The following is an 11,371-nucleotide window of genomic DNA, read 5'->3' on the forward strand; positions in this document are numbered from 1 at the left end:
GCAATATGGTCTTTGTGGCCAGAGGGAGGACGAAGAGAAGCCCTGGCTTCTTCAGAGATCAGTATATTTTCATCCCGTAGGAAGGTTGGCTATCATAGTTCTCCTTGGTCAGGGGCAGGGCAGTTGACGCGAAAAGGAGCAGGGGAAAATGCGCAATGTCTTCACGCAGAGAACCAAATACCCGCACGGGACGAAGAAATCATCCAACCAACCGGCTCGAGCCCCTGTTGCCCTGGCGCTGCCATCGATCTTCGCGGGCCTCGCAGCGCTGTTCGTCGTCTGTCCGCCCCCTGCTGACTGCTTGGAGATACCCCTTCTTTGGACCACCAATGTCCACGCTTACACGGAAAGCGGCCCGACCGTGGCGGACGTGGATGGTGACGGCTTGGCCGAGACCATCGTAGCGAGCCAGGAGGAAATCATTGTGCTCAAGGGGACCGGGGAAATTGTATGGCGTTGGCGAACCCGTGGCCGGTATATGACCTATCCATCGATTCTGCAGCGGTCTGGGGAACCGACGCTTATCTTCGCCTGCGATATGGGCGGCATGTTGACCTGCCTTACCGGTTCAGGAGAAGTCGAATGGCAGTTGGACCTGAAAGCCCCATCATGTTGGTCCGCACCCGCTCTTGGCGACCTCGATGGCGACGGTGCTGTAGAAGTGGTTCAGACTGACGAAATGGGTGCGGTCCGATCTTTCGATGCCGAGAGCGGAGATGTGAAATGGGAGGCCAGCATAGCCAACGCGCCCGCCAGCCCTGCTCTGGGCGACGTGAACAACGACGGCAAGCTTGAGGTGGCCCTCACTACGACCATGGGGACGGTCTTCCTGCTCGCATCCCAGGGCGGGATACTCTGGAAACGGGAGATCGGCGGCACTTCGGAAACTTGGGGCACCTGCGCCCCGGTGATGTTTTCCTCGTCATCCGGGGCTGGCCGGATCGTGTCTGCGTCAAGCGAGGGTCGAGTTTTCTGTTTCGACGCGGATGGAACGACAGCGTGGGAACAGCCGGTGCGCGGCGCGGTGGCCCCGACCATCTCGGCGGGCGATTTCGACCTTGATGGCCGTCCAGATATCTTCTTGATTACCCAACTGGGTGTGATCCACCGATTTGACGAGGATGGCGCTGTGCTCTGGAACATCGACATGCAGGGACGGTCGCTGGCGGCGGGCGCCATCATCGATTTGGACCATGACGGCCGTCTCGAGTATGCCTTGAGCACCCAGGACGGCCACCTAATGGTCCTCAACAGCGATGGCAGGACCGTGTTCGACCATCAGTTCGAGAACAGGACCATCAATGTCACGCCAGCCTTCGGGGATGTCACAAAGGACTCGCCCGGGCTGGAAATGCTGATCACCGGCGGTGAATCCGGCCGCGTGTTCTGTTTTGGCGCCAAGGCCCCGGTAGACACCCTGGCCCAGTGGACCGCATATCGCGGCAACGAACACAAGACCGGCGCCTGGTTCGGCCTGGCCGGCGAGACAGCCTTGCGCATGTCGCCTGAGCATTTGGCGCCGGACCAAGTACTTTCGGGAGAAAGCGTTCGCTTCCAGGTGGTCAATCCCGCCCCGGGCGACGAACCTATCAAGGCTTCGGCGACATGCGTTCGTCCGGACGGGGCACGGATCGAGGCCGTCACCAAAGTTCTCGGAAAACACGGCGTATTGGACCTTCCCGTCGAGGTACTCGTGACCGGAACGTACCGCTTCGCTTGGACCCTGACGGATGGCGCCGGACGCCCGTTGTTCTCCGGCAACCGTGACGTGGTGCTCGACCCATTCCAGAACGATCGTGCGATGGGCAAGCGCGCGCTGGCGGCGTTGCGCGACGCGGCCAAGGCAGCCGAAAACACTCTGCCCTTGTCGGCCGAGGCCTTGCGGCGGGAAGCCGACGGGCTTGAGCGTGAAATAGGCGTGGCTGTTACCGCACAGGAGACGGTCCCGGGAGGTGGCGCAGACGCGGGACAAGTGGCGCTACAGAAGACGTCCACCCTGGTTGCCAGGGCGAAACAGGGTTTGGGCTTGAGTACCGCGGTGCAACGCGCTGTTGACCTGGGGCCGGGCACGAGCACGCTCGTTTCTGAAGGGGATTTGTGGGAAAGCCGGGCCAGAGAAGATGAACTGCCCACCCTTGTTTCCAACCCCGTACAACTTCGGCGAAGGATGGTCCAAGGGGAACACGAGCCCATCTCGCTGGACGTCCTCAATATTCTAGATCGCCCCGTACAGGCCCGGGTGGTGATAGACACCCCGGCGGATGGGCCCGTGGTCACGCCGTACCGGTCGATGCAGTTGCTGACATCGGTAGCCGAGCCCATATGGGATCCCCTCCTCGCCCTTGACGAGTCCGCGGTTGTGACCATACCCTCTCTCAAGTCGGGGGAGCTCTGGCTGGATATCGACGGTGCGAACGCCGCCCCCGGTGAATACAAGGTCACTGTAAAGATCCTGGCGTTGAATGGCGCGGACGTGGTTGACGGACCCAAGAACCCGCGAACCATCCTGCCCCCGGTCGCGACGGTTGAGATCTCCCTCAACGTGCTGCCTTTCGAGATGGCGCCCAGCGGCGTGTTCCGGCTGTGCACATGGCCAGCGCTCGACGCAACGAACGTGTCCGACCTTCTGGCGCACGGCAATAACGTGTTTATCGGCCCGAACGCGGAGTCTCAATACGACGCTGCAGGTACGCTGACCGGTTTCGACTACACGAAGCTGGACGCCTTCGCCAACCAATTCAGCGGGCATGATGTCGTTTTGATGCTTAACGGGATTCCCTCCTTTCGCGGCCAGCCGGGCAGCACCGAGTTCACGCGAGACATGAAAGCCTATCTCGATGACCTCGTGCCTCACATGGCTGCGCTCGGATTCGATACCGACCATTTTGCCCTCTACCCTATCGACGAGCCCGGCGGCCAGGGCTGGGGCGCAGTGAACCGCGTCGTCGAGTTTGGAAAGGCTGTCCGCGCCGCCAACCCCAAAGTCATGGTTTACGTCGATGGCGGCGGCGAACTACCCATGTTCCAGGCCATGGCAGACTATATCGACATCTGGTGTCCGGGCATCGGTATGTTGGCGGACGAGTCTCCAGAAATGGAGATCATGCGCACTCACGGCAAGTTATTGTGGTCTTATGACTGCGGGTATTCGTATGCTCGGCCCATCGGCTCTTGTCTCAAAGGCGTCAACATCGTCGCGCAGTACCGCACTTCTGCCCTATTCGCATTCCGACATGGCGGTACCGGGATCGGATACTGGTGCTACAATTCGGGCGACGATCCCTGGGGGCGGGTCCAACTCAACTACCCGTTGGTATACCCCGGCCTTACCAGACCTGTGGTGAGCCGCCGATGGGAAGCCGTGCGTGAAGGCATTGAAGATTACCGTATTCTCGCCGTACTGCGAAAGCGGCTTACGGAGACCGATGGGACGTCCATCACCCCCACGGCCCGTTCTCAAATCACGCACCTCATTGAGGTGTCGTTGCCGGAGATGCTCGATCAGAGTTTTGGCGAGGTCAAGATGGGCCTCGCCCGGACTTCCATCGACGCCACCAACAATGACGCGGCCATGCGGGCGCTTCGGAGTGAAATGTTGGGTTGTGTTGAAGCGCTGACGGCTTGTGCTTCCTGAAAACTCATCCTTCCCGGCCATCTCGTGCATTGGGTGGCGCCGCACGGTGAGGAAGCGTCGATTCTTGCGTTCCGTGTGCGGCAATTGTCAGAAGGGTCAAAGAACTCGAATCACCGGATAGCACGACGATTGCGGAAACTCACACAGAGGCACAAAGGACACGGGAGAAATGGTGCCCGTGCCGAAGCGAAATCTACTCAACGTCTCCGTTTATGATGCGGGAAATGCCGTCCCTCATCAAAGCCTCGCCGCGCAATCCACAATGATGCTTCCTATCTCATTCTGTTTCGGAGGATTCGATCTTCGTGTTCTCCGTGTCTCTGTGTGAGCGCATTCTTGCCGATACGTACGCGCTCACAGACGTTCTCTCTGCACGCGGGGCGGCTTGCGTGCACGTCCTTTAGTATTGCCTAACGAATAGGCATAAAGGGAGAAGAGTATTTTCATGTCCTACTACTTGCCACCTCGGGCGCGTATTTTGACTATACGGGGTGGCAAAAAGCGTCATAACGAGACCAATCCGGCCGAGGAGACCGTGACGTAATCCCTTGTCTGGCAATAAGGACGAGGGAACTGCAACATGGCGGACCCGGTCCTTTCCCTGTAGTTTACGGCACGCACAACTCATCGGGGACGGTGACTTCAGGCCTTGCGGTAAGAAAGTACGTCGCTTCGCCAGTCGGATCGGGAAACTCCGTCAACAACAGGCACAGATCAGGCGGGGCCGCGGGGTCTGAGTTCGGTCCCCAGGCGCGGACGCGGCATGCAATGCCGTTCGGGCGAATGGTGCTGTCGGCAACGGGTTCGGCAAGCGACGCTGGCTCGAGCTTAAGCTGCCTCAGATCCATATTCTCAAGACCTGGATTACGGACGCGGCTCAGGCAGAAAACTACGGGGCCTCGCATGACGGCCACCTTGCCAGCCTGCAGTTTGCGGCCCTGAACCATCCGCCACGTCATGGGCATATTCAGTTCCACGCTGTCGCCGGCGTCCCAGCGACGTTGAATCGTGCAGCACGTGCCGCGGAGAATGGATTCAGCCAGAGGCTTGCCATTGACGGAGACGGTTGCCGACGCGCACCAACGCGGAATGCGTAGTCTTAACGGCAGGTCGGCCGCGCGCGACGGGTCAACCCGGATGACGACTTTGCCCGAGTTGGGAAAGTCCGTTTCCTGCCGCACCTGCACGTACAGATCGTCGGCAAGCGATATGTTCGCGCTCGACGGGGCGTAGAGATTCACCAGCACGCCGCCATCGGCAGAGCGGTAGTAGACCATTTCAGGGAGTTCCGCCACGATCCGCCGCCAATTATTGGGGCAACAATACGTATCCTGGTCAAAATACTTGCGCGGGCCGTCGATCGCAGTGTAGTAGCGCAAGAGACGTCCGTCGGGCGATTGGGCGGCGAAGAGCGCGTTGTAAATCGTGCGCTCCATGATCTCGGCGCTGAGCGTTTCGTCCTGCAACTGCAACAAATGGTGCGTCAAACGGACCAGATAGGCTGTCGCGCAAGCCTCACCTATGTCGCCCTGAGTCTCTTGATCATTGCGAAAACGTTCCGTCAGGCCGCACGTGCCAGTGATTGTCAAGCCGTCGTTTTGGGTCAGATAGTTGATGAGGCGGCGGCTTTGGCCGAGAAGCTTCTCGTCCGGCTGCTCTCGATACAAGTCCAACTGCGCCAGGCACCGATTCATGAATGTGTAGGCATGGCCTTCCCCACTGCTGTATTGGCCCGCGTTCACCAGATCGATCGGCAAATCCCAGCGTCGCAGCCCATCGCGTTCCAGGATGTAATCGCGGTATTGGGGGTTGCCGGCGGCCGCGCTCAGCAAGATGAAAGCTCGTTCGACGTCGATGGTGCATACCAATTTCGGATCCCGGGCCGCAACCGCGGTCTCGTAGTTCTTCACAACGTAGTCGGCCAGTCTTTGGGCGGCCTCAAGCGACGCCCGGTCGTGAAAACGCCGATAGTCGTCGACCAAGCCGTGGATAACGTAGGCAATCTCATGCTCGTCGAAAATGTCGCGAAGGCGAGAACCGGCCGGAAACGTGCCGATGTAGCCGTCGTCCAGTTGAGTGCTGAGGAGATCTTTGATCAAATGATCCTTCAGCTCAATGACCTTAGGCTCCCGTGTGTAATAGGCGAAATTCACCGTGGCGTCGAGCAGTTTGCCAAGCCCGATGTAAGCAAACAACCGACTTTGCTTCTCGTGAAATGGTTTGAGAAAGTCGTTGTCGATATTCAGGGCAAAGAGATTCTTATGGACTGTGAGATCGATGCGCCGGCCCATTTCGCCGCCCAAACTGACCTGCGCGGGATCAATCGAAGCATACGGCCCTGCGTTTTTGGGCAAATCGGCAGCGAACGTCATGGATGTTCCGGCGGCTGCCGCTAGAATGAGAACACGTAAGGTGCGCACAGGGTGTTTTCCTCGATTTCAATGAAATTCATACCTGACGAATGCCAGATCCAAGATTTAGCACGCGGGTGCTCCTGATTGCCAGCTATCAGGACAGCTCTGCTGCGGGAATCTGTGGAACATTGCTGCCTCTTCCCGCACGTCTTTATTGGAATGGCCAAGGCTTGATCTCACACTTCAAAGTTATACCAGAACACGAATCAGGCCACCCATCGCCGGAGAACATTGAGGAGGCAAAGGGTTCCGAGTTCGGCTCTTTGCGTACGATATCAACTCGTTTCGATTGGTGCAACGAAGTGGAGGCCGAGAGGCCGAAGCGAATTGGCATGGGCATGGAGAGGGCTCTATCTTTCCCGGAAACTCGTTCGGCCCGATTTATCCGGTGCGCCGGGTGGAATCTCATGGTGAGGATATACCAGAGCCGAGGCTGGTGGTCCAAGAATCGCGTGGCGTCTTGCTGCACCTTCTTCAGGCCAATACACCTTTGGTAGCGACTCGTGACTTTCTTGGACATACAGACATCAAACCGGCGGTGAGATATACGGGCTATTGACACACAAAACACCCTTCTCTAGAGTTGCGTCATGCGCGTCTCTCATATGCAGGTGAAAAAAGGGGATGCGTCTTCGCGTGTCCTGGTTCTGGAGGGATGCAAAAATGCGTGACTTCCTCGGCCGTCCTTGCTGGATACTTGTCTTGTTCACACTGCTTATCGCCGCCATGGTGCTCGGTTGTCCGTTGGCCGATGACGATGATGGCCAAGGCAGCGGCCATGAGGAGACCATTATGCTCCCGGGTGACGTGCCGCTGGTAATGGTGTGGATCCCGGCGGGGACCTTCATGATGGGTCGCTACTCGGGCGAGCAGGACAGTGACTCGACTGAAGACCCACAGCATCATGTCACGCTGAGCCAGGGGTTCTGGATGGGGAAATACGAGCTGACCAAAGCCCAGTGGACTGCAGTAATGGGCACGGAGCCATGGTCAGGGCACGACAATGTGCTGGATGACCCGGCCAGCCCGGCGGTGTATGTGAGCTGGGATGACGCGCAGGCGTTTATCACCGCGCTGAACAGCTACACCGGCAGGACATTCCGGCTGCCGACGGAGGCGGAATGGGAGTATGCGTGCCGGGCCGGGACGACAACACGGTTTTATTGGGGCGACGACCCAAGTTACCCCATGGGTGACGATTACTGTTGGTGGACCTACAATGCTTGGGATGTTGGCGAAGAATATGCGCATGGAGTTGGTCAGAAACTGCCGAACGCATTTGACTTGTATGACATGAGCGGGAACGTTTGAGAGTGGTGTCAGGACTGGTATGGTGCCTATACAGGCGGGAGCGTGACCGACCCAACAGGCCCTTCATCTGGCTCGTACCGCGTCCTACGGGGCGCTAGCTGGAGCAGCGGCGGCAGCATCTGTCGGTCAGCGGGCCGCGGCGGCGGCGACCCGTCGTTCTCGATCAGCGACATCGGGTTCCGCCTCTCCAGGTAGTTACTGCTTGGCGGTTTTGCGGCATTACCGCTTGGAAGGCATTTCCGGAGGTAAAGCGGAAGGGCTGAAGGGCCAGATAGCGCGATAGCGTAAGAAGGTACGCGCCTGGCCAAGGCCACGTGCGGAACCATCCGTCTGAAATCCCTGGAGATCGGTGCGCACATCAAAGTATCCGTGCGTCGAATCCTCGTTCACCTTGCCGGCACCTGTCCCTACCAGGACATCTTTCACCAGGCCGCACACAACCTCCAACGCTGTCCCCTGCGCTGCTGAACGTGCTTCAGCACCCCCGACGGGCGTGATTCGCACGATCGACGCCACGGGGGAGAGGGGGAACTGTGCCCGGACAACCCCAAACAGCCTCGATGCCGTCAATTCCGGGCCGGAAGACCCCGATCACTCCCTCCCAAGCACCGAAAACGCGCTCGGTCGAGCGGGCGGTGAGATATGCGGGCTGATCCTTGTGAAGCTTGGCGATGGTTCTCCGTGCAGGATTGACATGGAATCGCGCTTGAGGTCGCTTGCTTGAGTCAGGCGGCACGGCGTTCATAGCGACGGTGAAGCACTGGAGAACGCGATCACATAGCACACCTTCGGCCTCTTGACGCTCCGCTGGTAGACGCACAGCTGATGCCGCAACGCCAGATTCTCCGCCTGAAGCGCTGCACGAGCTCTCAACGCTGAGACAAGAACACCGAACCATGGTCTGATGAATTCGATCATATCCACTCCGATGACGCATCCAAGAAAGACTCTCTACGAAGCGAAAAGGGTAACAGATGGGGACGGAACTTGACGAATTCAACACGCGATGCAGCTTCTGTAAGTCCTTGCCTGGCAACAAGGACAAGTATTCGAGAACCACAAGTGGTATACGAATTGAAGTGATGCAGATTTTGGCACTTTGGCGACTACCAGGCACCTGCGCGAACCGCTTGAATCGCCGTTGTTCGGGCAGGCTCTTGGCGTGTGCGGTGGGGCCTATTCCCGCCGTTGATTCCGCTAACCGCCCCTGATATCGTCTGGGGATGGAGAGCGGTGCATTGACTTTTGGGGAAAGCTGTCTCGGTCGACGAGCGATGGTCTGCCTGTGCAAACCGGGACAAAGGAGCATCAAGATGACCCAGTGCACGGCCGGAAGCTTGTGTTGTAGCTGCCATCACAGCATGGGCCGGCGTGGCTTCATCAAGCGTTGTGGGGCAGCGGCCTTAGCGGCGGCCGGCCCCCTGGTATTACCGGCCGGCGCTTCGGCGACTGACAGGACCGACGGCAAGGTTCGCGTGGCCGCGGTCTTCTTGATGAGCATGGAGACGCGGGAGATATGGCCGTATCCCGACTTCGACACCAGGGCCCGCCGGGATGAAATCCTCGCGTGTCTTCGCCAGGGTTGCCCGGGGCTCGAACTGGTTCCCGTTTCCGTCGAAAAGGCGGACGACGTAGCCAAAGCCATCGCGATGAAAGACGAGGTCGATGGCTACCTGGTTTACGTGATGACGTTGGTTTGGCGCCAGACCGGTGCCATTGTCGAGATCGGGAAGCTTGGCAAACCGACTGTTGTAGCCAACGAATTTCTGGGCGGATGCGGTGCGTTTCTTGCCGGTGTGTACCAATTGACGAGCCAGAGCATTCCGGTTGCGGCAGTATCGACCACCCGTATCGAGGACGTGGTAGCGGTAACGCGTGAGTTCGCCGGCTTGCGTAACCCGGGTGTTACGCCTGCCTCGTTCGCCAGTCGTTGCGAACGTGTGTACCGAGGAACCTTCCCCGCGCGGGGGACTTCCGAACCGCTCAAGGATTCTGTCGCTTCGATCGACATCGCTGACTGCCTCAAGCAATTCCGAGGAAAGCGTTTCCTAATCGTCGGCGCCGGCAATCCGGGCGAGGAACATGATTTTCTCGGCGCAAAGGGGCGCTACGTGGATTTCGCGGAATTACAGTCGTTTTATGAGAAGGTCGACAAGGACGAAGCGGCGAACTGGGCCGGCCGTTGGTCCCAAGGCGCCATCCCGCTTGCGCCGGGAGACTATGTCGAGCCAAGCCAGCCCTCGTCCGAGGCGATACAAAGATCCGGCGGCATCTACCTAGCCATACTTGGGCTGCTTGACAAGTACGGCACTGACACCGTAACGATGAACTGCCTAGGCGGATTTGCCGCGGGCAAACTGCCTGCGTACCCGTGCCTGGGATTCATGCAACTGCTCGACGACGGTTCCCAGGGCATTTGCGAGGCGATGCCCGACGATACATTGAGCATGATGATGGCTCGAATTCTCACCGGGCGCCCCGGCTTCGTTTCCGACCCGACGTTGGACACGTCGAAGAACCAAATCGTATATGCACACTGTGTCGGCACGACCAAGGTTTTCGGCCCGGAGGGCGAGGCCAACACATACAGGATTCGTACGCTCCATAACCGCGATCCACGTGGAGCCTGCTCCGAATCCATGATGCCCGGCGGTTACATGACCACCACTTTCCGAACGAACGTTGCTCGCAATGAGATGGTGGTCCATCGCGCCAAGACGCTCGGATCTCTCGATAGTGAAAGAGGATGCCGTACCAAACTGGTGGCTGAGGTTCAGGGCGATATTGGTAAGATGTTCGCGGGTTGGAACCGATTCAGCTGGCACAGGGTGACGGTCTATGGCGATCTACAGGAACCGCTCGTCGAGTTCGCCAAGTCCTTGGGGCTCGAGGTCATCGTAGAAGCTTGAGCCTGCCCTTGCTGCATTGACCGTTTTGACACTCTCCGCTAATGGCGCATCACGCGACGAAATCTCCAGCCGTGGTGCCCCTTGCGCCTAGTTTCCTGTTTGTTATCCTTTGTTCACTGCCGATTATATCTTTCTATGAGAATTCCTGAGAAGGCGATGGTTCCAAGATCAGGCTCATGACGCGAATTGGCCGATCCCTGATATTACCAACACTAAACTTGGTAATTTCGTTCAAGGCACGGTATTATTCCCCCCGACAGTTGTTTTAAACCGTACCCGCAAATGGCGCGGCTCTCGCACGTTCAGCAATTGCACCCTGTCGTTCCCCAAAACGCGTACTCGTTCACCCGTAAGGTCCCGGGTTCGAACCCCGCCACCGCTACCAATTTGAATCAAAGGACTTACGGCAATGTAAGTCCTCTTTTTGTTCCGCACCGGATTCAAATATCAAAGAACGCCGCCAGTATTTGCGAAAGGAACTCGACTGCGTCCACCGGTCGGCGCTCCGTCAAGAGTGCCGCATAATGCCGCCTGCAGATTTCAGGAGAATTTCCCATCAAAGCAGCTATCTTGAGCAGGCTTTCTCCGTGCATGGCCAGCTGGCTCCCGAACGTGTGCCGGTAGTCCAAGCACCTTGGGGTGGTATCTGCCTGCTTTCCCCCGCTGATTAGGACGGTTGCGCGAATCAGCCCTTCTTTTCAGTGCAGCGGGATAGGGGAGCGGTGAACTTGCCCCGAAGAGAGCGCCTTTCGGAAAAGGGTAAAGAGGATGTTCCTTTTTGCAGAAAGGACCCAAAGTATCTTCAAGGGCCTTGCGGCTCAACGCACATAAGTCGTAAAAGTCCAAGGTAAGTTGCGTAGTGCTCATAACCCCAAGGTCGGCCTTCGCACCGCCGGCGCGCCCGCATCCGCCCCCCGCTAGGACTCTGATGCGGTTGCCCTCCGCTCCCCGGCGTAACTTATCTGTGCCAGTACAGAATTCGCCGACTTTGCCCGTCCCGATGAAAAAACAAGGTCGGCCAACAATCGACAGATCGTGCTATACTATTGACCCGCGGGAGGCTGTCCGCCAACGCGCGGCCGCGAAACCGACACACAGGCGGC

At 58.5% G+C, this 11,371-nt stretch carries 3 protein-coding genes and 2 pseudogenes; 4 read left to right on the top strand and 1 reads right to left on the bottom strand.

The window, feature by feature from the left end; genetic code table 11:
- Positions 1-148: 148 nt before the first annotated feature.
- Positions 149-3,634, top strand: a complete 3,486-nt coding sequence (locus tag PLJ71_21495) for a PQQ-binding-like beta-propeller repeat protein (GenBank protein HQM51265.1) — start codon at positions 149-151, stop codon at positions 3,632-3,634.
- Positions 3,635-4,242: 608 nt separating this feature from the next.
- On the opposite strand, the gene PLJ71_21500 is transcribed toward PLJ71_21495, so the two are convergent.
- Positions 4,243-6,054, bottom strand: a complete 1,812-nt coding sequence (locus tag PLJ71_21500) for a glycoside hydrolase family 127 protein (protein ID HQM51266.1) — start codon at positions 6,052-6,054, stop codon at positions 4,243-4,245.
- 813 nt (positions 6,055-6,867) lie between these two features.
- On the opposite strand from PLJ71_21500, the pseudogene PLJ71_21505 reads away from it, so the two are divergent.
- The 3 genes and pseudogenes from PLJ71_21505 to PLJ71_21515 all read left to right on the top strand — a co-directional run bounded on the left by PLJ71_21505 (position 6,868) and on the right by PLJ71_21515 (position 10,268).
- Positions 6,868-7,554 (top strand): annotated as a pseudogene (locus PLJ71_21505) (formylglycine-generating enzyme family protein).
- Between the two features lie 99 nt (positions 7,555-7,653).
- Positions 7,654-7,827 (top strand): annotated as a pseudogene (locus tag PLJ71_21510) (transposase).
- An 845-nt stretch (positions 7,828-8,672) separates the two neighbouring features.
- Complete coding sequence (locus PLJ71_21515; protein ID HQM51267.1) at positions 8,673-10,268, top strand: hypothetical protein; 1,596 nt, start codon at positions 8,673-8,675, stop codon at positions 10,266-10,268.
- Positions 10,269-11,371 lie beyond the last annotated feature (1,103 nt).

Source organism: Candidatus Hydrogenedentota bacterium (assembly GCA_035416745.1).
Classification (GTDB): domain Bacteria; phylum Hydrogenedentota; class Hydrogenedentia; order Hydrogenedentales; family SLHB01; genus UBA2224.